Source organism: Thioalkalivibrio sp. ALE22, assembly GCF_000381445.1.
In the GTDB taxonomy this organism is placed as follows: Bacteria; Pseudomonadota; Gammaproteobacteria; order Ectothiorhodospirales; family Ectothiorhodospiraceae; genus Thioalkalivibrio.
The window spans coordinates 178,544-200,054 of record NZ_KB906499.1 but is presented as its reverse complement, the minus strand read 5'-3'; the positions used below and the strand labels follow the sequence as shown (position 1 = coordinate 200,054).

The window sequence follows — 21,511 nt, the reverse complement described above, 5'->3', positions numbered from 1 at the left end:
CACTTCAAAGGACTAGTCGTTTGAGACCGTCTTTCAGGCGCACATTGTTGAAGTTGATCAACAGCGCTTGCGGAACATTCGCGAGCTTCATGTATGTGAGGGTTTGGGCCTCGTGAATCCTTTGCAGGGCGTCCACACTTTTCAGCTCCAGCATCAGTCTGTCCTCGACCAGGATGTCGATACGGTAGCCACAATCCAGCTCCCGCCCTTTGTACGTGACCGGGATCGGAACCTGGGACACGCAGTACAGGCCGGATTCCAGCATTTCGTGCACCAGGCATTTCTCGTAAACCGACTCCAAGAGCCCCGGCCCAAGCTCGCGATGTACCTCGATCGCCACTCCAATGGCCTTCTTCGATAGCGGGTCGAATTCCATTTCTCCCCCATAATCACTTTCTGGTTTCCCTTCGTGCCTTCGCGGTCAACCCGCTCTTGCAGTCGCCGCTCTCCGTGTGCCCCATGGCCCCGGTGGCAAGCCCTGCTCTGCATTTGAACTTGCCTTGGCATGCCTTCGTGTCTTCGTGTTCTTCGTGGTAAATCCGCCCTTGACCCCGCTCTTGCAATCACCCCCCTCTCCGTGTACCCCGTGGCAAGGCCTGCTCTGCATTTGAACTTGCCCTGGCATGCCTTCGTGTCTTCGTGTTCTTCGTGGTGAATCCGCCCTTGACCTTGACCTGCTCGGTGTTGGCTGTGGCCTCGGTGGCGGGAAGGCCCTTCAACCGAGGGAGCGGGAGAGTTTGGGGCCGAGCCAGTTGGCGACGGGCTGTGGCAGGCGCTGCCAGGCCTTGATGAAATAGCGGTACTTGGGGTTGAGCGGGTTTACGTCGGGCATCTCGCGCGCTCGCACCAGGTGATACTCGTAGTACAGCGGCTGCGGCTCGAAGCCCCAGTTCTTCTTGAAACTGAACGAGCCGGTATCGCGCTTGCTGCGACCGAAGTCGTAGATGCGGTAACCGTCCTCGCAGGCGTGGCGCATCAGCTCCCAGTAGAGAAAGTCATAGCCCGCGACCTGGCGCGCCTCGGGCGTACCTGCGCCGTAGTACGGCAGCACCTCTTCGCGGAAGAAAAAGGTCACGACGCTGGCGACCGGATCACCGTCGTGCAGCGCCGTGAGCACCCGGCATTCGTCGCCGAACACGTCGAGCAGAGTCTCGAAGTAGCGACGACTGAAGACCGGCGTCCCCATGCGGCGCACATTGGCCGCGAAAATCGGGTAGAAGCGCTCGATATCGGACTCGAATTCACTGGTCAGCCCGGCCTTGATCCCCTTGCGCACCATGCGGCGCTGCTTGCGGGGGATCGCATTCATGTTGGCCTCGACCTCCGGCTCCATGACCTTGCGGAAGGTGAAATAGAGATCGTCCTTGGTTGGCCAGTCCGGGTGCTGCGGTTCCAGGTGACGGTATTCGAGATAATCCACCCCTAGCTCTTCGGCAAGCGCCCGGGCACGCCGATCCAGGGCCTCGAAGGCCGTGGGCGTCTGCGCGGCAATGCCGCCGTAAACGCCGAACGGGATCGAGGCCAGGGCATCGCCAAACAGGCGCGAGCGCACCCGCACCAGCGGCAGCACGCCCTGGATAACCCCGTTCTGTTCCGCGTAGAAAAACCAGACGGGATGCCCGAAGGCGCGCTGCATGACCGTTGCCCAGCCGGCGCGGTGGAAGAACGTGGCCTGCGGGCAGCCATCGACGAAGGCATCCCAGCGCCCATGCCCGGTCGCGTCGAGTGTGCACACTTGCATGGGCAGCGTAGCCGCCATCCGTTCCTGGTCTTCAGGCGACTGATACACGGGCGCCCTCCGAGGACGTCAGGGCGGGGGCCTGCAAATCGAGGGGGACAGCGAATACGCGATCCATTCGATCCCAGGTGAAGTCCTGCAGCAGGCGATCCAGACGCGCCTCCATACGGTGCAGATTCACGTAGTGCCGGAAACGCGTCTTGGCGGTAATGCCGGGAATACGCGGCTGGCCGGGGTCGATCTCCCAGGGGTGGAAATAGAACACCGCGGGCATCGCATCCACCTGCTCGATCCGACGCAGGGCGCGCCGCGAGATGGCGTAGGGCAGGAGACGAAAGTAACCGCCGCCGGCCGCCGGCAGATTTCGGCCGCCCATGCGCAGGGTGGCGGGCGGCAGTTCCAGGATACCGCCTTCCAACGGGCGATGGGGCTCGCGCGGGGCGTCCGGCATGCCGTAGTGGTCGTGGCGAACCGGATAAATGCTCGAGCTGTAGTCATGCCCTGTCTCGTCCAGAATTCTGAGCGCCCACAGGTTGCCCTCCCCAATGGAAAAGCTCGGCGCGCGATAGCCCCGGATGGGGGAACCGGAAAGATCCTCCAGTATCCCGCGCGCGCGGGTAACGTCAGCGCGGAAGGCTTCGGGACTGAGGTCGGTTACCCGCTGGTGGCCATAGCCATGGCTGGCGAGTTCGTGCCCGGCCTCGACGATACGCCGGATGGCCTGAGGGTAACGTTCGGCAATCCAGCCCAGGGTAAAGAAGGTGGCGTGCGCCCCACGGCGCTCGAACAGGTCGAGGATGCGATCGAGGTTCCGCTCAATACGGCACTCACGACAATCCCAGGAGTCGCGCGGGATCTGCGGCGCCAGCGCGGAGACCTGGAAGTAGTCTTCGACATCGACGGTCAGAGCATTGGGCCGATGGGCGTTTTTCGGCTGCATGACGAGGCTCCGCCCCTACGACCGTACGGCGCTGGGAACCGGGGACAAGGACTCCGGCTCGTAGCCCTCGTCGCGCACGATTTTGAGCACCTCCTGGGTCACGCGGAAGTTGACCAGGAGGTTGCGCTCGATCCGGTGCAGGCGCTCTTCCAGCGCCTCGAGATCCTGTTCGATGCGCAGCATGGAGACCTGGCTGGCGACGGCCTGATCCGGGTCGCCCTGGTCGCCCTGGTCGTCCGTGCCCGCGTGCGCCTCCCGGCGCGGCCCCGATGAACCGGCGGCGGGTGGCGTCTCGTCCAGCAGCACGCCCTCCAGGTCCTCCTCGATCTCGTCGATCACCTGCTGCGCCCGCGCCGCATCCAGATCGGCACATTCCTCCAGATACCCCATCAGCAGCAGGCGGTCGCAGAAGGTGTTCACCTTGCGCGGGATGCCGCCGGTGTAGTCGTGGATGCGCGGCCAGATGTCGGCGTCGAAATGCGGCCGGCCGTTCCACCCGACCCGGGCGAGCCGGTGTTGCACATAGGCGCGCGTATCGTCCTCGTCCATCGGGCCGAGGTGGTAGGTCGCGATCACCCGCTGGCGCAGCTGCTGCATGTTCTCGCTGCGCAGCAGGCGCCGGAACTCCGGCTGACCGAGCAGAAAGCTCTGCAGCAGGGGGCCGTCCTCGCCCTGGAAGTTGGACAGCATGCGCAGTTCTTCCACGGCGTCGGGGCCCAGGTTCTGTGCCTCGTCGACCACCAGCAGCGCGCGCTGGCCCCGGGCCCGCGTGTCGTGCAGGAAGGACTCCAGGCGGCGCAGCTGCCCGGCCTTGTGATTCGGGGCATCCTCCAGCCCAAAGGCGAGGCAGACCGAGCGCAGCAGGTCCTCGGCGTCCAGCTGTGTACTCACCAGCTGGGCCGCCACCAGGGGCTTGTCGCTCAGGGTCTCGAACAGGCTGCGCACCAGGGTGGTCTTGCCGGCCCCGACCTCGCCGGTGATGACGATGAAGCCTTCCTCCAGCTGCACGCCGTATTCGAGATAGGCCATCGCCCGGCTGTGGCCCTTGCTCGCGTAGAAGAACCGCGGATCGGGGCTCAGCGCGAAGGGCCGGCCGGTGAAACCATAGAATTCCTCGTACATGCCTCAGAACTCCCGTGTCAGCGTGCCGATGATCGCGTTCTCGCGGTACTCGTTGGCCGCGGCGTTCGAATCCCGGCGCTGGTGCCGGTAGGCCAGGCTGGCGCTGGTATCCGGCGTCAGCTGACGACTGACGCTGGCGCGCAGGAACCAGAGGTCATCCTCGCGATCGCTGTCGGTGAAGTCGGTCCGGCTGATGCCGGTGGTCAGCAGGGTCGTCGTGCGCGGACCGTAGCGCCATTGCCAGAACGCGCTGGCCCCGCGCTGGGTGCGGTTGTCCTCGAACAGGCCGACGTTGGTCTGAGTCTCGGATTCGCGCTCGGTCTGGATCAGGTTGACGCCGAACACACTGCGACCGGTGTCGTAACTCCAGCCGGCGCGCCAGGTTCGGGTCAGGTAGAAGCCTTCCACGAATGCCTCATCGGTCAGGCCGAAGTCTGCCAGGAGCAGATCGATGAAGTCCGGACCGAAGACCCCTGCCAGAAAGAACAGCTCGTCAACGGACACACCCAGTTCATCGGCCAGGGCATCCCACTGCCGGCCGCCCCGTTGGCGGGTCGAGTTGATGCCCTCGTTATAGCTGAGGCGATAGGTGGCGCGGCGGCTGCGGTGGTCCACCGAAAGCGACCGGTTCTTGCCGAAATAGCGCTCGCCGTAGCGGGCCTCGATGTTGGTGACCCGGGTTGGGGCCCAACCCGCCCCTACCTGCCAGAAACTTCCATCATCGTCCTCGCGGGTGGTGGCATAGTCGTTGAACTCTTCGCCGACCACGCCGAACAGGCGCAGGGACCGCCCGAACCGGTAGCCCAGGGTCCCACTGACCTGTCCGAACTCGCCCTCCAGGCCATCCTCGAAGCGCTCTTTCTCGTAGAACCCGGCGACCTGCCAGAAGGGGCGGTTGAAGGCGGCCCCGCTGTCGAGGACGTATTCACCCCGGTGGAAGTCACTGTCCTGGCGGTTGCTGCGGTGGTAGAGGTTCTCGCCGTAGGTGTAGCGGATCTCCTGAGTGGCGAAACTGCCGTAGCGGGTGCGCAGCATCGGCGAGACGCTGTAGGTGGTGGTCTCCTGCAGGTTCTCGCGCGGGGTGCTGCCCCCGATCCCGACCGGCCCGAGGATCGAGGCCGCCTGCTCGGTACGCGAGGCCCCGGCATCGACGAAAAAGGTGTCGTCCACCAGCTCCCAGTTCGTGCGGCCGCGCAGGGAATGGGTCGTGCGGTCCTGGCGTGTATCGTCGGCATAGAAACGCGAGTTCATGCGGTAGTCGATGCGGGTGTCGCTGCGCGCGCCTTCGCCGCGCAGCGTGAACCCGGGCGCGACCGTGCCGATCAGGTCGGCCTCCTCCTGCCCCCGCGGGGCCAGGCGGGCGTTGTCGGTCACCTCCGCGGATACCGTGACCCGCGGAGTGAACGTCCAGTCGACGGCCTGCGCACTGCCGGGCACCGCCAGCACGACCACGGCCGCGCCGAGCCACCACCGACGGGCCATCGCCGGGCCCCGGGGGCTATCGGGACGGGGCGCCGGCGACATGATCACGCTCGCTGCCATAGTAGCTGCCCCCGTAGTACTGCCCCCCCATGCCGATACCGGGCGTCGCACGGTTGAGGGAGGTGAGCACGACCCCGCAGGAATCCAGTTGATGCATGGCCCGCTCCACCGTGCTGGCCGGCGTGCGATCGGCCTCGACCACCATCACCACCTGTCCCATGTGGGTCGCGAGCACACCCGGCTCGCTGGTCGCCAGCAGGGGCGGGGAGTCGAACAGGATGATCCGGTCCTCGTAGCGATCGTGCAGGTCGTCGACCAGATCCCGCATCACGTCGCTCGCCAGGATCTCGGTCGAACGCCCGTGCGGACGGCCCGCGGGCAGAACGGTCAGGTTCTCCACGTTGGTGCGCAGCAGGACATCGGGGATCTGGATATCCGGCTCGCTGAGCACATCCATCAGCCCGAGGTCGGCCTTGAAACCTAGCGTGCGGGGAACGGCCGGGCGCGCGACATCGGCATCCACCAGCAGCACCGTGCGCTCCAGCTCCATCGCCATGCTCAGGGCCAGGTTCACACTGGTGAAGGTCTTGCCTTCCCCAGGCAGGGCGCTGGTGATCATGATCAGCCGACCGCGGGGCACGCGCATTGCCGCGTGGCGCCCGAAGGCGTTGTTCAGCAGCGGGCGCTTCATCATGCGGAACTCTTCCGCCACGCTGGAGCGTTGATCCCCGGGCACGATGAGCCCCTGCTTGCGCAGCCAGGCAAAATCGATGCTGACTTCCTGTGATACCGGCGCCCGTTGAGGTTCGGGCTCGGGTGTCGCGGTTTCGGGGGTCGGCGCCTGTTCCGCCCTTGCTTCGGGGACCGGCTGTCGCGCCCGGTTCTTGTCCAGTGCCTTCTCGATAATGCTCATCGCGCTGTCTGCCCCCTGCTGGCAACCGATTGCGTCGAATCGGCCCGTTCCCTGAAAGATAGTCGGTGCGCCCGGCGATGACCGGAAACGTGCCCGGCGAACCCGCCCGGCACCCTCATCGCAGCCATCCCATGAGCTCGTCCAGAAGGAACTCGGACCCGGTCGCGTAGAGCCCCATGACCACGGCGTAGACCAGCACCAGGGTCCCCAGTGCCGCCGCAAACACGGCCAGCTCGGACAGCCGCCGGTGCCGGGTCATCGGGGTGCGCACGCGCGACACACTGCCGAGGACCGGCCGGCCGGTCACCGCCGCCAGCTGCTGACTGCTGCTGATGGTTCGCCGCAGCTGCGACAGCAGGAAGGCAAATCCGGTGCCCGCCCCCAGGCCGACCAGCAGGACGGCGGTGGCCAGCATGGGCCGATCCGGCGAGGCCGGCGCCGTGGGCTGGCGCGGCGGCTCCAGCACCCGGAAATCGACCGCGTCGGTCTGACTCTCCACGGCCTCGGACATCACCGCCTGCTCGCGACGGTCCTGCAGCTGGCGGTAGGAATTGCGCAGAACGTCGTAGTTGCGGGTCAGGGAAGTCAGCTCGGACTCCACCGCCGGCGCGCGGTCCACATCGCCCTCCAGCCGCGCCACCCGCTCCTCGAACTCGGCGATGCGGGTGGTCAGCGAGGCGATCTCGCTTTCGGTTTCGGAGATCGCGTTCTGCAGCGCCTCGTTGCTGCTGCCCGGGCGCTGGATGGCCTGCGGGTTGCGCGCGAACTCCTGCGCCTCCCGTTCCCGGCGCTCCTCCAGCTCGACGAGGATGCGGCGCGACGACACCACGTCCGGGTGTTCATCGGTGTAGCGCAGCCGCATCGCGTCGATGTTCTCCTGCAATTCGCTGATGCGCCGGTCCAGTTCCGAGTTCTCGTAGCCCCCCAGGCCACTGGCCCGGCCTTCACGGGCCCGCCGCTCCAGTGTCTGCAACCGGCTCTCGGCCTCGCGGCGCTGCAGCCGGGCCTGCTGCAACTGGTCACGGGTGCGCTCGAGCCGCGAGTAGAAGTTGCCATCGCCACTGAGGAAGCGCGCGTTGTCGCGCTTGAACTGCTCGATCTCGGCCTCCTTCTCCTGCAGCTGCTGTTCGTAGTTCTCCAGCTGGCGCTCGATAAACTGCTGCGAGGTCGTGAGATCCAGGCGCGAGTCGCCCATGCCGCGGGCCATAAACAGGTCGACCGTCTCGCGGACCACACGGTAGGCGACCTCGGGGTTGCTGTGGCGGAAGCGGACGCTGTAAATGTTGTCGCGCTCGCCCCCCTCCAGGGTCAGCCGCGAACGCAGCAATGCCACCTGGGCATCCAGGCTGGCGCTCCCGGTCAGCACATCGAGATCGCTCTCGCGGGCGATCTCCTCGAGGTTGTCGCGACTGAGCAGGGTGCGGGTAATCATGCGCAGGCGCTGCTCGGTGTTCGGGCGTACCGTCATCCCGCGCAGCAGCGGGTCCAGCACCGACTGGGTGTTCACGTAGATTCGGGCATCCGCCTGGTAGGTATCCGGCAGGTTGTGGGCGTAGGCCCAGCCACCGATAGATATCAGCCAGGCGATCGGCAGGATCCACCAGCGCTTGCGCCAGGTGCCCCGCACATGCTGCCAGAGCTCTTGAACGATCTTTTCCATACGGCCCAGCTTCCCGCCGACCGCACTGGCGCATGGGAGCGCCCGCGGGCCGATCTGCAGCGAATACCTGTCCCCCGGACGCGCCTGCGTTGCGCCGGGACCACCCGGCTCTGGCACCGTCGTGCCGGTCCCGCCGGGTTTGGGGAAATCCCAGGTTCATTCAAGTGGGTTTGCGCACACCTGTCCACAGATGTCGGGATTGTTTACACACGGCGAACTGACGCGCAGATCACGGCGCGGGCGATCGCACGGAGGCGAATGAATCCCGGGCGGTTCTGTGAACTGGTACAGGGTTTGCTACCGGGTCACTGGGTAGAGTCGTAAGCCTGCAGCGGCCCCTGCACCGACCCTCAAGGATCGCTGATGAGTCACGAAAAGTTGGCACTGGAGCTCGCGGACTTCTGGTTCCCGGCGATCGCGGATCAACCCTGGGAGGAACGCCTGCGCATCCTGGACGAGGTCCACGGCCAGCTGTACCAGGATCTGGAGACCGTCGGCGAGTATGAACAGGTCTCCGCCAGCTTCGTGGCGGCCTTGATCGACCGACTGGGGTCACCCCCGATCACGCATCCGGCGCAGGCACAGATCTACGCCAGCTCGTCGGAGGAACGGCACTGGGGCGCGGCCATGGCATGGCAGTTCGGCGAGGGACAGGACGACGGGGCAACCACCCCGATGCCTGAGGAACGGCGGCGCTGGCCGCGCGAGATCGTCAACCGACTCACCGAGATGTGGGTGCAGGGACGACCGGCGCGCTGCCGGCTGGTGGACATCTCGCGCTACGGCGCACGCGTCATGCCGCTGCGCTACCAGCCGCGACTGCCCCCGGGAACGCCCATCCGGGTCATGGTGGCGGAGGGCAGCGTGCGCGACGGCGTGGTGGTGTTTTCCAGTCCGCGCGGGGTCGGTCTGCAGTTCGCGAATGCCGCGCACTGAACGGTGCGGCATTCAATCTCGGACCATGGGAGCAGAAACATGCATTATCCGAATACGGACTCGACACCCGACCGAAGTACGGATACACCCCCTCGACCGCCCGCCGCATCCGGTTCCGGATACGGCTCTGCGCGTGAATAGGGCCGGACGGTTCCGCGCCTATCTCGCACGCTCGGAGGCCGCCCGACGGATCCATTTCCGCCTGCGCTACGAGGTGTACTGCCGCGAAACCGGTTTCGAACCCGCCGAACAGCACCCGGAAGGCATCGAGCGCGATGCCTACGACGAGCATGCCGAGCATTTCCTGATCAGCCACGAAGGCCGCCCGCCGGACGCTCGCTGGGTGGGCGCCATGCGCCTGATCCTGCCGGGGAACCAACCCCTGCCGACCACGGCGAACTGCCGGCTGTTTCCCGAGGTGGCAGCCCAGTCCCGGGAACCCGCGCTGGAGGTGTCGCGCCTGATCGTGCGCGGGGCTTCGCCCGAGGTGCTCTATCACCTGTGCCAGGCCTCGCAGGAGTACGCGCGGCGCCACGGCTACCGCCGGATGTTCTTCCTGGTGCGCCCGGCACTCGTGCGACTGCTGCGACGCCACGGCCTGCCCATCGAGGTGTGCGGCGCCCCCCACCGTCATCGTGGTACCCGCATCCCGTGCCTCGCGCACACGGAGACCGCGGGCACGGCCCTGCGCGCCTGGCGAGAGCGCCTGCAACTCCCGGCAGCGGCGGAGATTCCCCACTACACTGCGTGGGAAGAGCCCGCCACGGGCGGGGCGCCGCATCCGACGGAGGTGCCCGCCGCGTGGGGGCCGCCACCGGACGTGGCGGGGCTTGCAGCAGGAGGAAACTAGTCGTGGAAAGCGACTCGATCGTCAGCGGGTTCAAGCGGTACTTCGACCTCTCCCAGCGCACCGGGGAACACCTGGAGGACATCCAGCATCTTCGCTACCAGGTGTACTGCAAGGAGTTCGGCTTCGAGCGGGAGGAGGATTGCCCGGGCCACAAGGAGGTCGACGCGTACGACGCCCAGGCCTGGCACTGCCTGCTGGAGCACAAGCCCAGCGGGATGGCCGCCGGCTGTGTGCGCGTAGTGCATGTCGACACCCGGGACCCGATCGGACAGCTGCCCATGGAGCGCCATTGCCACGACAGCTTTTTCGACACCCCCTGGCGCCCGGACCGGCTGGAGCGCGACAACGTCTGCGAGGTGTCCCGGCTCGCCGTGCACAGCATGTTCCGCCGCCGTAACGGCGAGGCCGCCACCCCCATCGGGGACATCGAGGCCCTGAAACTCTCGCCCGACCAGATCCGCGTGTTCCCGATCCTCGCGGTCAGCCTGTTCGTGGCCGCAACCCTGCTCTGCGTGCACTACCGCAAGCAGCATGCCTTCGCGATGATGGAGCCGGCGCTTGCTCGCATCCTGCGGCATACCGGGCTGGAGTTCACCCAGATCGGCGAGGTCGTGCACTATCACGGCAAGCGCGCGGCGTTCTACATCGACTCCGGCGAGGCACACGAAAGCATCCAGCGATCGAGCGCCCTGAGCGAGCTGTGCCGGCACGTGGAGTCGACCTTGCTGCGCGCCCCGCGTGTCCCCCCGGCCGTGACATCCGCGCAGATGCTCCGCTTCCCGGGCGCGCCCGGGTGCCCTGTCGTCCGCCCGACCGGCCGGACACGCCTGCCGCTACCGGCACGCTCGCAACCGGGACTCAACGGGTTGGCACATTGAGTTCCGGGTTCGACTACCAGACGGCCTTCGCCCGAACGGTTGGCTGGGTGACGCCGGCCGAACTGCAGCGGCTGCGCGGCGCCCGCATCGCGATCGCCGGTCTTGGCGGGGTCGGCGGCGCCCACCTGCTGACCCTGGTGCGCCTCGGGATCGGCCATTTCCGCATCGCCGACCCCGACATCTTCGAGCTGCACAACATGAACCGCCAGGTCGGCGCGGCCCTGTCGCGGCTGGACCGACCCAAGGTCGAGGTGCTGGAGGAGATGGCCCGGGACATCAACCCGGAACTCGAGATCGACGCCTTTGCGCAGGGCGTCCACGCGGACAACCTGGCGGCCTTCCTCGACGGCGTGGATGTCTACGTGGACGGCCTCGACTTCTTCGCCTTCAACATCCGGCGCCAGGTCTTCCGGGCCTGTGCCGAGCGCGGCATCCCCGCCGTCACGGTGGCCCCGCTCGGCATGGGGGCCGCCCTGCTGAACTTCCGCCCCGACGGGATGAGCTTCGACGCCTACTTCGACCTGCACGACGACCTGGACGACGAGGAACTGGCCCTGCGCTTCATGATCGGCCTGGCGCCCGCGATGCTGCAGATGGGCTACCTGGCCGACCCGACAGCCGTCGACCTGGCGGCACGCCGCGGCCCCTCCACGCCGATGGCCTGCGACCTGTGCGCCGGGGTGATGGGCACCGAGGTGCTCAAACTGCTGCTGGGGCGCGGTACGCTGACCTGGGCCCCGCGGGGCGTGCACTTCGACGCCTACCGCCAGCGCCTCGCCCGCACCTGGCGCCCCGGGGGCAATCGCAACCCGCTCCACCGCCTGCTGATCCGGATCGCCCGCCGGCGACTGCGCGCCCAGCGCGCGCACCAGCGGGCCGCGAACCCGGAGGTACAATGACGCCATGATGAACCGGACCGCCATGCTGCTCGGCGCGGGCCTCCTGCTCGCGGTCGCCACCCTGCCGGCCGCGGCCCTGGCGGAGGAATCCGCGGCGCGCGAGCTGGCCCGCGCCGTCCACGAGCGCCCGGACGGGGACGATGCCGTCACCCGGGGGATCATGACACTCACCGGCGGCGGCCGCCGCGAGCGCGTGCGCGAAAGCTACGAGTACCGGCTGGATGGCGACGAGCCCGGTGCCAGCCGCAACCTCATTCGCTTTACGTCGCCGCGCAACATTGCCGACACGGCCATTCTGGTCCACAACCACCCGGGCGGCGATGTCGACCAGTGGCTCTACCTGCCCGCGATCCAGCGCGAGCGCCGCATCAGCAGCGAGAACCGGGGTGGCAGCTTCGTTCAGTCCGAGCTCTACTTCGAGGACCTGGAAGACCGCGAACCGCACAAGGACCACCACCGCATCCTGGGCGAGGATACCTACGAGGGCACCCCGGTCACCGTGCTCGAGAGCGTGCCCGTGGACAGCGGCAACTCCGTCTACAGCAAGCGGGTCAGCTGGATCCACGAGGAGACCCTCCTGCCGCTGCGTATCGACCTGTACGAAGGGGGCGACGAGCCCGCGAAGCGCCTGGAGGTACAGCGGATCGAGGAGATCCAGGGCTACTGGACGGTAACCCGCAGCTCCATGACCGATCTTGCCAGCGGCCGCACCACCATCCTCGAGGTCGAGGACGTGACCTACAACAGCGGCCTCCCGGACGAACTGTTCACCCTCCGCGGCCTGTCGGACCCGAGCCTTGCGCGCCCCTATCGCCCATGAAGCGCCCACGCCCCGGCCCAGGGGATGGCGCGCCACGGTGCTCGCCGGGCTGCTGGTGCTGGGGCCAATGCCGCTGGCCGCCGCGGCGCCGGCCCCCTATACCGTGCAGCCGGGCGACACCCTCTGGAGCATCGCCCGCGATCTGCGCCCCGATCCGTCCGTCCGCATCCAGGCCATGGCGCAGGCGCTGTATGCCCGCAACCCGGATGCCTTTGACGGCGGGCCCGAGGGCCTGAAGGCCGGGGCGACGCTCCAGCCGCCCGCGCCGGACGAGCTTGCGCGCACCGAATCCGAGCCCACCCCGGGCGCCGGCACCCGCTACACCGTGCGCGCCAGCGACACCCTGTGGAGCGTGGCCGAGCGCCTGCGTCCGGACCCGCGCATCCCCACTCGGGAGATGGTCCAGCGCCTGTTCGAACACAATCCGCACGCCTTCGACGGCGACGTGCATACCCTGCGCGCCGGCGCGGTGCTGCAGGTCCCGGACATGCCCACGGCTGGGTCCGCCGCTGCGCCCGTCGCCGTCGCCGACGCATCTTCCGCTCCCGCGAGCGACGCCGCGCCTGACACTCCGGCACCGTCGCGCGACACCCCAAACGGTGATGCCGAAGACGAAGCACAGCGCGCGTTCGTATTCGGCGAGGAGTCGGCCGAGGATGCGGACGCGGACACCCAGACCGGCGCCGCCGCCTGGGACCTGCGGGTAGAGGACGCCCGCATCGAACTGGGCGTGCTGGGCACATCCGGGCGCCCCGTGGACCATGTGCAGCACGGTCGCGGCGTGGTCAGTGCCCGCCGCGACCTGAACGAGGCCTGGGAGCTGCGCCTGGGCGCGCGCGCGGACATCCAGGCCCAGCAGGGCGGCGACTACCCGAGCACCACCCGCGCACGCGCCGACTATGACGAAAATTTCCTGCGCTACCGGGGCGATCGTACGCGCGTCACCGTGGGCACCCAGCGCATCCTGTGGGGACGGGTGGACGAGATCCCGCCCACCGACCGGCTCAGCACCAAGGACCTGACCCGCTTCGGCCTGGACCCGTACGGCGAACGGCGCCGCGCGAACCCGGCGATCCGCGCGGAATTCTTCCAGGGGCCGTGGCATGCGGACCTGGTCTTCCTGCCCCTGTTCCGTCCGGCGGAGCTGCCCGACCGTGACAGCCTCTGGCACCCGGTGGACCGCAACCGGGGACGCCTGCTGGGGCTGCCACAGGACCCGGCGCTGGCGCCGGTGATCCAGCAGGCCGCGCTGGACGACGATGTCTCCGGCAACGGCGGCGCCGGCGTGCGCCTGGGGCGCTCCGGCCGCGGCGCCGATTTCGCCGTCACCGTCCAGCGGGCCCGGCATTCGCAGCCCTACTACCGCTTCGATACCGACACCCGCCAGGCCATGCTGGCCGGCCAGCCACCCGGGGACCCGACGCTGGAGGCCGTCCACCCGCGCACCTGGGTGGTGGGCGGCGACACCGCCTTTGCCACCGGCGCCTGGACCTGGCGCGCCGAGGCCGCCTGGCTGAGCGACGTGCCGGTGACCCGCGCGGATGACCTGCGCCAGACCACGGTGGAGGGGGTCGACTGGGTGGTCGGCGCCGAGGGCTTCCCCGGAGACGGGGACTTCCGCATGACCACCCAGCTGGCCGGCCAGCACCTGCTGAACGCCGGCGACATGCTGGATGCGCGCGAAAGCTACTTCCTGACCGGAGAACTGGAGAGCCCGTTTGCCGACTACAACTGGCGGGCGCGCCTGCGCTATTCGATCGGGCTCAACCGCCGCGACGTCTACCTGAACCCGGAACTGGCATGGATCGCCCGCGAACCCATGGAATTCTATATCGGCCTGCACTGGCTGGACGGGGCCGAGGGCACGGCCGGGGGCTTCTACCGCGATAACCGCATGCTCGTCACCGGCTGGCGGGGGCAGTTCTGATGCGCTGGTTGCTGGGGCGCCCGCGACTGGCACTGGGCATCCTGGCCCTGCTGCTCTTCCTGCCCGGCCCCGTTCTCCTGCAGGTCAACCTGGACAACGCCCCCGAGTCCTATTTCCCCGAGGACGCCGCGGCCGTCACCTTCGATCGCGAACTGCGCGAACGCTTCCCTCAGGATCAGGTACTGGTCGGCCTGTTTACCGGCAGCGAGCTGTTCGAGGCCGATTTCCTGCAACGCATCGACGCGCTGGTGCGCGACATGGAGGCCGACCCAAGCGTCGAACGGGTCCTGTCGGTCACCACCCTGGACCACATCCGGGCCACGACCGACGGCTTCACCGTGGACCGCCTGGTGGACGGCCGCGCACTGCACGAACGCACGGCCGATGAATGGCGCGAGCGGGTCTTGCGCGACCGCTTCGCCCCCGGCCTGGTGGCCGGCCCCGGCGGCGAGGCGCTGGCAGTGGTCGTGCGCCCGCACGCGCTGGAAAACAGCCTGCAGCGCCTGCAGCTGGAACGCCTGCTCCGCGACCGGATCGCCGAGCACGACCTGGAAGGCGAGCTGACCGCCATCGCCGGCCATATCGCCCTGGATGTCGCGCAGCTCCGGGCCATGGTCAAGGACCTCGCCTTCCTGGTTCCGGGCACCATGACCATCAGCCTCCTGCTGCTGTGGTGGCTGTTCCGGCGCCCGCTGGTGGTCGTGCTGTCCGCTGCCACGATCAGCGCGGTCACCGGGCCCGCGATCGCCCTGCTGATCCTGCTCGACCGGCCGTTCACACTGATCTCCGCAATCCTGCCGCCCCTGCTGACCGCATTGACGGTGGCGATGCTGATGCACTTCTTCAACGCCCTGCTGCATGCCGCGCAGCGCGGCCACCGGGGACGCGCGCGCGTGGAGGCGGCGCTGGCCGCCGTGGCCCGTCCCACCGCGTTCATGGCGCTGACCACCGCGGCGGGGCTGGCGTCGCTGCAGGTCAGCAGCATCCGGCCGATCGAGACCTTCGGTCTGATCGGGGCCTTCGGCGTGCTCCTCGCCGCGGCGGTCGTACTGCTGCTCCTGCCGGCGATCATGGTGCGCTGGGATCGCGGCGACTGGCTCGCCCCGCAGCGCGGCCTGCGCCTGCTCGACCGCTTCACCGCGCTGGCGGCACACCTTGCGATCCGTCGGGCCGGCTGGGTCCTGCTGGCCACCGCCATCCTGGTGGCCCTGGCGATCCCGCAGATCCGGCAGGTCGAGGTCGAAACCGACCTCTACGCCTTCTTCGACGACGACCACTCGATCACCCAGGCGACCCGCGCGGTGGAGCGCGAACTCTCCGGGGTAATGGCGCTGGAGGTGGTGTTCGACGGGCCGGACTGGGACAGCCTGCAGGATCCGGATCGCATGCTGGCCATCCAGCGCGTGCAGGACTGGCTGGACCAGCGCCCCGAGGTGGACTACAGCCTGTCCCTGCCGGATCTCGTCGCCGAGATGCACTGGGCCTTCAACGAGGAAGACCCGGCCTTCCGGCGCATCCCGGACGACCCCAACCTGGTCGCCCAGTACCTGTTCATCTACGACGGCCGCGACCTGTTCGATGCCGTCGACCGCGACTTCGAACGCAGCCGCATCCTGCTCAACCTGAACGCCCACGGGGCGCGGGCCATCAACGCACTGATGGACGACCTGCGCGGCCACCTGGAAGCCAACCCGCCGGCCGACCTGGAATGGGACATGGCCGGGATGGCCCGACTTTTTGCGGATCAGGAACGCCTGCTGATCGAGGGGCAGCTGCACAGCCTGTATGCCGTGGCCGCGATGATCACGCTGCTGATGCTGCTGATGTGGCGCTCGATCCCGCTGACGCTGCTCAGCATGATCCCCAACCTGGCACCGGTGGCGATGATCTTCGCCCTGATGGGCCTGCTCGGCATCTGGCTGGACATGGCCACGGCCATGATTGCCAGTGTCGCCATCGGCATCGCCGTGGACGACACCATCCACATCCTGCACAACTATCGCCAGCGCCGCGGGCGGGGCAGTCCGGTCGCCTGGGCGCTCGCCCGCAGCTTCCGCCGAAGCGGGCGCGCGATCACCGCCACCACCATCGTGCTGGTGGGCCAGTTCCTGCTGCTGGCCCTGTCCGACTTCCAGCCCACGGCCGCCTTTGGCTGGTTGACCGCCTTCGGGCTGATCGCGGCGCTGCTGTTCGACCTGCTGGTCCTCCCGGCCCTGCTGGTCGTCGGGCACCGGCTCGCGCGGGCCCGCGCGGCCTGACCGAGCCCCCGGTCGCGCCTCTGGCGGCCGGCCTGTCGAGATGCTTTACAAGCCAAGTAATCCGAACAACCCTCTGTTTTTGCACATTCTTTACCGGTTTCTCCGGTTTCGGGCGTCCTGACGGCCTCATCCAGCCGGCCCGCTCGTCGACACCCTTTACAGTTCCCCGGCCAGAAGACCCTCCTGCGATCACGCGGTCCATGGCCCAGCAGCTGACCCCCAATTTTCTCCTTTCTTTTCAATGCCTTGCGACCCGTCCGCCCTGAGCCTGGAAATTGGCACGGAGCCTGCTTTGTATTCAACCGAAAGCAACAGACACGGCCACCAGGCCAGACCCCGGCGATGGTTGAATCGCTGTAAATTGAGCATCAGGAGAGCCCCATGAACGCGAAAAAAGTACTTCTCGCTTCGCTCTTTGTCGGCATGTTCGCCGCCGGCGCGAGCACGGCGACAGCAGCAGAGATCATCGACTTCGACATCAACCTCGACGCCACCGCGGACTACAGCGGTTCGGTCGAAAACGTCCGCCGCATCCAGTTCGACCTGAACACCCAGACCTTCCAGTACGTGCAAGACGCGGACAACCCCGTACAGGTGGGCGATGTGTTCTACGACCGCGGCTATGGCGATGCGTCGGCCTACCGGACAACCATCGGCCCTGCCCCGCAAACAGGTGACAGCTTGGGCGTTGACTACTCGATGGGCCTGCTCTGGGATGAACTCCGCGGGGTGGTCACCGGCGCCGGTGAAGTCGGTGGCAATTGGGTGGTCAACGCTAACTACACCTCGGTGGGCACCGACAACTTCCAGCTGTTCATGTCTGACTTCACTTCAGGCTTTGGTCAGGATTATGAAGCGGCGGCGGCCCACTACAGCGCCGGCGAGCAGGTGATGGAGCTGGCCCTTAAGTCCGGGAGTAGCGCCCTGCAGTTCGACAGCCAGGGCGGGGACTTCATCCAAGGGGACTTCGTTTTTGAGTTCCAGGTCGTGAGCGTGCTCCCGGGCTTCTGGTTCACCGCTGACGGCATCGACTTCGCTGATCTGATCGAAGACGAGGAAGGCGCCCCGACGTTCATGGTTTCGGCCTTCGCCAGCGCCGGCACGATCCAGACCCCGCCACCCCAAACCTTCTTCGGCGATGACATCAACGACGTCTACGGCGACGAGCGTGAAGGTCAGACCCTGTTCAGCGAAACCCAGTCCACCCACGACGGCAGCCTGCGCTTCGCGGTGCCGGAACCGGGCACCCTGGCGCTGATGGGCCTGTCCCTGCTGATCCTGGCGGGCTTCATCGGAGTCGGTGGCATGCGCCGCCGCTCCAACAGCACCCACCGCCAGGCCGCATAACACGCACCACCAACAGCCTTGGTGTCCCCCCCCCCTGTGGGGTCACCGAGTTAAGGGCTCCCTCCGCGGAGCCCTTTTTTCTGCCCGGCCCCGGCCCATACGGCAACCCCACGCCCAGCCCTGGGCATACCAACCATCACGCACCACCATCATCTACACCCCAGTCAGAGCCTTCCCCCACGCCCTTCAATCCGCCCCGGACACCACGCCCCCACACACCCGCGTCACCCCAGGTCCAGCGCTCCCCCACACCTCGTCATCCCAGCCGCAGCAAAGCGAAGAGCCGGGATCTCCCGACGCTGCCACCAACGCCACGCCAGCCCTGAAGATCCCGGATACCCGCTACGCGGTTTCCGGGATGACGAACAGGGAGGTGCGCGGTGGAAACATCCTTGTAGGAGCCTGCTTGCAGGCGAAGCCCCTGCCAGAGTCGGGCACGGGCAGGAGCATTCGCCTGCAAGCAGGCTCCCACAGGGGTCAAGGGGTCACATCAGGACATCCGGATTCCCCACCGCTGCACTCCCCCACACTCCGCCATCCCGGCCGTAGCGAAGCGAAGAGCCGGGATCTCCCACCCCCGCCACCGACGCCGCGCCAGCCCCCGGCAGATCCCGGATAACCGCTGCGCGGTCTCCGGGATGACGACAGAGGGGTGCGCGGTGGAAACATCCTTGTGGGAGCCTGCTTGCAGGCGAAGCCCCTGCCAGAGCCGGACGCGGGCAGGAGCATTCGCCTGCGAGCAGGCTCCTACAGGGGACGGAACAGGGCATCCAGATTCCCGGCCTCATACCCCCACACACCGTCATCCCGGCCGTGCAGGCGTACGGGCAGGCATGAAAAAAGGGGCTGCCTGTGGCAGCCCCTTCGAACGTCGGACGTCTTCGGGCTTACAGGCGCTCGAGCAAGGCCTCGGCGTCCGCCCGCTGCGGGAATGCCTCGTGCGCCTCCAGCAGTTGCTGCAGACGCTCCGCGGCAGCTGCGGACTCGCCCTGTTCGCTTTCCGCCCAGGCCAGGTGGTACTGGATGCCCGGATCCTCCGGAGCCAGCGCGTGCGCGCGACCCAAGATATCCGCGGCCTCGGCCGGCTCGCCCGCGTGGATCAGCACCACGGCCAGCGTATCCAGCACCGGGGGCGCCTCCGGGGCCAGTTCGGCGGCCCGGCGCGCGTGTCCGAGCGCCTCTTCGGTCTCGCGTTCACGCAAGGTCCAGGCCAGGTTGTTGAGGGCGATCACGTCGTCCGCATCCTGCTCGACGATGCGGCGGTACGAGGCCACGGCGCCCGACTCGTCGCCCGTTGCCATTTGCTGCGCCGCATAGATGTGCCGGGTGGCCAGGTCCTGCGGGTGCTCGTCGAGCCAGTCTTCCAGCGTGGCCTGGCCGGCCTCGAACTCGCCGGATTCCCGTTGCGCTCGGGCCAGTTCATGGACCCAGTCCCGGCGCTGGCCACCCGGGTCCGCCAGCGCGGCCCGGTAATGCCGCACGGCGGCCGCGGGATCATCCCGCTGCAGGGCCGCACGTCCCAGCAGGGCCTGGACCTCGCTGCGATCCTCGAAGCGTTCTTCCAGCCGCTGCAGATGCGGCCGGGCGTCCTCCGTGCGCTCCTGGTTGACCAGCCCTCGAGCCAGCAGCACGCGGGCCCGGTAATGTTCCGGCTGGCGTTCCAGCAGCTCGCGCAGCGTGGCCTCGGTGGCGGCCTCGTCACCGGCCTGCGCATGCGCGCGGGCCAGGGCAAGCCGAAGGTTCACATTGTCCGGCGCCTGCTCGACGGCCGCCTCGAGACTGGCGACCGCGGCATCGGGCCGATTGAGCGTCTGCTGGACATCGGCCAGCGCATACAGCAGGTCGGGATTGTCCGGATGATGCTCACTCGCAGCCTCGAGCGTCTCCAGGGCCTGCTCGGGGCGGCCGCCCTGGAGCTGGATCTGGGCCAGCGCGAGATGCGGTGGCAGCATCTCGGGCTGTGACTCGATCGCCACCCGAAACCAGCGGGCGGCGCCCTGCTGGTCCCCGTCCTGGAGACTCAGGTTGGCCAGGCGCTGCGCGGAGCGGGCATGCCCGGGGTGGCGATCCTGAATCGCTTCCAGGACCTCCCGTGCCGCGCCACGGTTGCCGGCCTGCAATTCCAGGCTGGCAAGGTTCATCGCCACGGAGATATCGTCCGGGTCCCGTTCGACCCCTTCGCGGAACGCGGCGCGCGCCTCGTCGGTCCGGCCCAGTCCCATCAGGGCGGCGCCCTGGAGACTCAGCGGGCCGGCGGCCTCCGGCTGCAGCTCCTGCAGGCGCTGGGCGCGTTCCAGCGCCTCGTCATAGCGACCCGCCTGCAACAGGTAGAGCACCATGGTGGTATCGACCTGTTGCGCCGTAACCTCGCCGCCACCGGCGGCACGCATCACGTCCAGGCCTTCCTCGGTCTCGCCACCCCGGAGCAGCGCCACCGCCAGGAGTTCCTGCAGGCCCTGAGAGCCGGGGCTCGCGGCCACGGCATCGCGCAAGGCTTCGATCCCGGCTTCGGAGTCGCCGGCCACCAGCAGCAGGCGCCCGCGCAGCTCCGCCATGTCGGCGGGATCGCCGGTGTAGTCGCGGCTGACCCGGTCCACGAACCGCAGCGCATCCTCCACCCGATCCTGTTCCAGATAGATCGCCGTCAGGGTACGGATGCCCTGCAGCGATCCCGGGCTCTCCTGCACATGCCGGTTCAGGTTGTGCTCGGCCTGCTCCAGATTGCCCAGGCTGCGATGCGCCAGGCCAAGCCCCAGCAATGCGGGGCTGTAGGTGCGATTTCCGGCCACGGCCCGTTCGAAACTCGCGCGCGCGTCGCTGTAGCGTTCCTCCTGCATCAGGAGCATCCCGTCCAGGTAATGCACGCCGGGATGCGACGAGCCACCCTGCATCAGGCCGTCGACGTCCGCCCGCGCCCCTTCATAATCGCCGGCATTCAGGCGCACCATCGCGCGCGCCATGTAGTCACGTCCGGAAGCCGGGCGCACCTCGATGGCCCGGGTGAAGGCCTCTTCCGCGCCCTCGGAATCGCCGGTGATACGGCGGTACTCGCCCAGCAGGCTCCAGGCATGCGCCAGCTCGGGGTCCTGATCGAGCGCCTGTTCGAGGGAGGCCATCGCCCGCTCGGCATCACCCTCGGCCATCGCCAGATGGGCATGCGCCAGGGCCTGCAGCGGCGCCTGCTCGGACGCTTCGACCTGTGCCAGCTCGGCCTCCGCGGCGTCGCGCTCGCCCACGGCGGCAAAGGCGACCGCCCGCAGCGCGTGCAGCCGTGGCCGCTCCTCGGCGGCGAGATCCTCCGGCACCGAATGCGCCCGGATCCGCGCGAAGCGGTCGGTCGCGAACCACGCCTCGGCCAGCGGCAGCGCCACCTGCGCCTCCGGGATACCGAGCGACTGCGCCCGTTCCAGCTGGCGGCGGGCCTCCTCCGGGTTGTCCAGCTGCAGATACACCACGCCGAGACTGCGGCGCGTGGCCGGGGCATCGGTGTTCAGTTGCAGGGCGTTGCGATACTCGATGCGGGCGCCCCGGTAGTCCCCCTGTTCCTGCAGGGCCTGGGCACGGTCGAGGTAGTCCTGTTCGCTGGCCGTCCCGATCTGGTCACAGCCCGCCAGGCCCACGCCGGTGGCCAGGACCACCGCCAGTGCCAGCGGCTTCAGGCGTCCCGGCAGTATCCCATTGTGACGGGGCCGGGCCGGGCCGGATGCTTGTTTCGTGTATCGGGTAGTCACCATGGTGTGC

At 68.0% G+C, this 21,511-nt stretch carries 16 protein-coding genes; 8 read left to right on the top strand and 8 right to left on the bottom strand.

Translation table 11 applies throughout. The features are described from left to right. Positions 1 to 4 precede the first annotated feature (4 nt). From F793_RS0101020 to F793_RS0100990, 7 genes are all read right to left on the bottom strand, one after another. Positions 5 to 376, bottom strand: a complete 372-nt coding sequence (locus tag F793_RS0101020) for a GxxExxY protein (RefSeq protein WP_018881918.1) — start codon at positions 374 to 376, stop codon at positions 5 to 7. Between the two features lie 339 nt (positions 377 to 715). Beyond that, the gene (locus tag F793_RS0101015; protein ID WP_018881005.1) at positions 716 to 1,741 is read right to left on the bottom strand and encodes a FemAB family XrtA/PEP-CTERM system-associated protein; all 1,026 of its coding nucleotides are present in this window, start codon (positions 1,739 to 1,741) and stop codon (positions 716 to 718) included. A gap of 31 nt (positions 1,742 to 1,772) precedes the next feature. Next, positions 1,773 to 2,678, bottom strand: coding sequence for an XrtA system polysaccharide deacetylase (locus F793_RS0101010; protein ID WP_018866607.1), 906 nt, complete (start codon positions 2,676 to 2,678; stop codon positions 1,773 to 1,775). 15 nt (positions 2,679 to 2,693) lie between these two features. Next, positions 2,694 to 3,800, bottom strand: a complete 1,107-nt coding sequence (locus F793_RS0101005) for an XrtA/PEP-CTERM system-associated ATPase (RefSeq protein ID WP_018881919.1) — start codon at positions 3,798 to 3,800, stop codon at positions 2,694 to 2,696. A gap of 3 nt (positions 3,801 to 3,803) precedes the next feature. Beyond that, the gene (locus F793_RS0101000; RefSeq protein ID WP_018881920.1) at positions 3,804 to 5,282 is read right to left on the bottom strand and encodes a TIGR03016 family PEP-CTERM system-associated outer membrane protein; all 1,479 of its coding nucleotides are present in this window, start codon (positions 5,280 to 5,282) and stop codon (positions 3,804 to 3,806) included. A gap of 16 nt (positions 5,283 to 5,298) precedes the next feature. Continuing rightward, a complete protein-coding gene (locus tag F793_RS0100995) occupies positions 5,299 to 6,195 on the bottom strand; it encodes an XrtA-associated tyrosine autokinase (RefSeq protein WP_018881002.1) in 897 nt (298 codons plus the stop codon). A 115-nt stretch (positions 6,196 to 6,310) separates the two neighbouring features. After that, the gene (locus F793_RS0100990) at positions 6,311 to 7,855 is read right to left on the bottom strand and encodes an XrtA system polysaccharide chain length determinant (RefSeq protein WP_018881001.1); all 1,545 of its coding nucleotides are present in this window, start codon (positions 7,853 to 7,855) and stop codon (positions 6,311 to 6,313) included. A gap of 363 nt (positions 7,856 to 8,218) precedes the next feature. Between F793_RS0100990 and F793_RS0100985 the strand changes: the two genes are divergently transcribed. The 8 genes from F793_RS0100985 to F793_RS0100950 all read left to right on the top strand — a co-directional run bounded on the left by F793_RS0100985 (position 8,219) and on the right by F793_RS0100950 (position 17,770). After that, entirely contained in the window at positions 8,219 to 8,791 is a 573-nt protein-coding gene (locus F793_RS0100985) for a PilZ domain-containing protein (protein ID WP_018881921.1), read from the top strand. Between the two features lie 133 nt (positions 8,792 to 8,924). Then, complete coding sequence (locus F793_RS0100980) at positions 8,925 to 9,641, top strand: acyl-homoserine-lactone synthase (RefSeq protein WP_018881922.1); 717 nt, start codon at positions 8,925 to 8,927, stop codon at positions 9,639 to 9,641. 2 nt (positions 9,642 to 9,643) lie between these two features. Continuing rightward, positions 9,644 to 10,519 carry a PEP-CTERM/exosortase system-associated acyltransferase gene (locus F793_RS0100975; RefSeq protein ID WP_018881923.1) on the top strand — a complete coding sequence of 292 codons (876 nt, stop codon included), beginning with the start codon at positions 9,644 to 9,646 and terminating at the stop codon, positions 10,517 to 10,519. Beyond that, on the top strand, positions 10,516 to 11,418 hold the full coding sequence (locus F793_RS0100970) for a ThiF family adenylyltransferase (RefSeq protein ID WP_018881924.1): 903 nt from the start codon (positions 10,516 to 10,518) through the stop codon (positions 11,416 to 11,418). Before F793_RS0100975 ends, F793_RS0100970 begins: the two co-directional genes overlap by 4 nt. Positions 11,419 to 11,422: 4 nt before the next feature. Further along, positions 11,423 to 12,238 (top strand): outer membrane lipoprotein-sorting protein, encoded by an 816-nt coding sequence (locus tag F793_RS0100965; protein ID WP_018880169.1) that lies wholly within the window; start codon positions 11,423 to 11,425, stop codon positions 12,236 to 12,238. Positions 12,239 to 12,275: 37 nt separating this feature from the next. Continuing rightward, positions 12,276 to 14,165 carry a LysM peptidoglycan-binding domain-containing protein gene (locus F793_RS0100960; protein ID WP_018881925.1) on the top strand — a complete coding sequence of 630 codons (1,890 nt, stop codon included), beginning with the start codon at positions 12,276 to 12,278 and terminating at the stop codon, positions 14,163 to 14,165. After that, the gene (locus F793_RS0100955; protein WP_018881926.1) at positions 14,165 to 16,423 is read left to right on the top strand and encodes an RND family transporter; all 2,259 of its coding nucleotides are present in this window, start codon (positions 14,165 to 14,167) and stop codon (positions 16,421 to 16,423) included. Before F793_RS0100960 ends, F793_RS0100955 begins: the two co-directional genes overlap by 1 nt. Positions 16,424 to 16,804: 381 nt before the next feature. Then, the gene (locus F793_RS0100950) at positions 16,805 to 17,770 is read left to right on the top strand and encodes a PEP-CTERM sorting domain-containing protein (protein WP_018881927.1); all 966 of its coding nucleotides are present in this window, start codon (positions 16,805 to 16,807) and stop codon (positions 17,768 to 17,770) included. Positions 17,771 to 18,657: 887 nt separating this feature from the next. On the opposite strand, the gene prsT is transcribed toward F793_RS0100950, so the two are convergent. After that, positions 18,658 to 21,504 (bottom strand): XrtA/PEP-CTERM system TPR-repeat protein PrsT, encoded by a 2,847-nt coding sequence (gene prsT, locus F793_RS0100945; RefSeq protein WP_231366518.1) that lies wholly within the window; start codon positions 21,502 to 21,504, stop codon positions 18,658 to 18,660. Positions 21,505 to 21,511: the final 7 nt, after the last annotated feature.

Excerpts from the sequence above, each read along its gene's own strand:
- F793_RS0100950 (WP_018881927.1), top strand. The coding sequence starts at position 16,805 with ATGAACGCGAAAAAAGTACTTCTCGCTTCGCTCTTTGTCGGCATGTTC.
- F793_RS0101000 (WP_018881920.1), bottom strand. The coding sequence starts at position 5,282 with ATGGCCCGTCGGTGGTGGCTCGGCGCGGCCGTGGTCGTGCTGGCGGTG.
- F793_RS0100985 (WP_018881921.1), top strand. The coding sequence starts at position 8,219 with ATGAGTCACGAAAAGTTGGCACTGGAGCTCGCGGACTTCTGGTTCCCG.
- F793_RS0101010 (WP_018866607.1), bottom strand. The coding sequence starts at position 2,678 with ATGCAGCCGAAAAACGCCCATCGGCCCAATGCTCTGACCGTCGATGTC.
- F793_RS0101020 (WP_018881918.1), bottom strand. The coding sequence starts at position 376 with ATGGAATTCGACCCGCTATCGAAGAAGGCCATTGGAGTGGCGATCGAG.
- F793_RS0100955 (WP_018881926.1), top strand. The coding sequence starts at position 14,165 with ATGCGCTGGTTGCTGGGGCGCCCGCGACTGGCACTGGGCATCCTGGCC.
- F793_RS0101005 (WP_018881919.1), bottom strand. The coding sequence starts at position 3,800 with ATGTACGAGGAATTCTATGGTTTCACCGGCCGGCCCTTCGCGCTGAGC.
- F793_RS0100990 (WP_018881001.1), bottom strand. The coding sequence starts at position 7,855 with ATGGAAAAGATCGTTCAAGAGCTCTGGCAGCATGTGCGGGGCACCTGG.
- prsT (WP_231366518.1), bottom strand. The coding sequence starts at position 21,504 with ATGGTGACTACCCGATACACGAAACAAGCATCCGGCCCGGCCCGGCCC.
- F793_RS0101015 (WP_018881005.1), bottom strand. The coding sequence starts at position 1,741 with ATGCAAGTGTGCACACTCGACGCGACCGGGCATGGGCGCTGGGATGCC.
- F793_RS0100995 (WP_018881002.1), bottom strand. The coding sequence starts at position 6,195 with ATGAGCATTATCGAGAAGGCACTGGACAAGAACCGGGCGCGACAGCCG.
- F793_RS0100965 (WP_018880169.1), top strand. The coding sequence starts at position 11,423 with ATGATGAACCGGACCGCCATGCTGCTCGGCGCGGGCCTCCTGCTCGCG.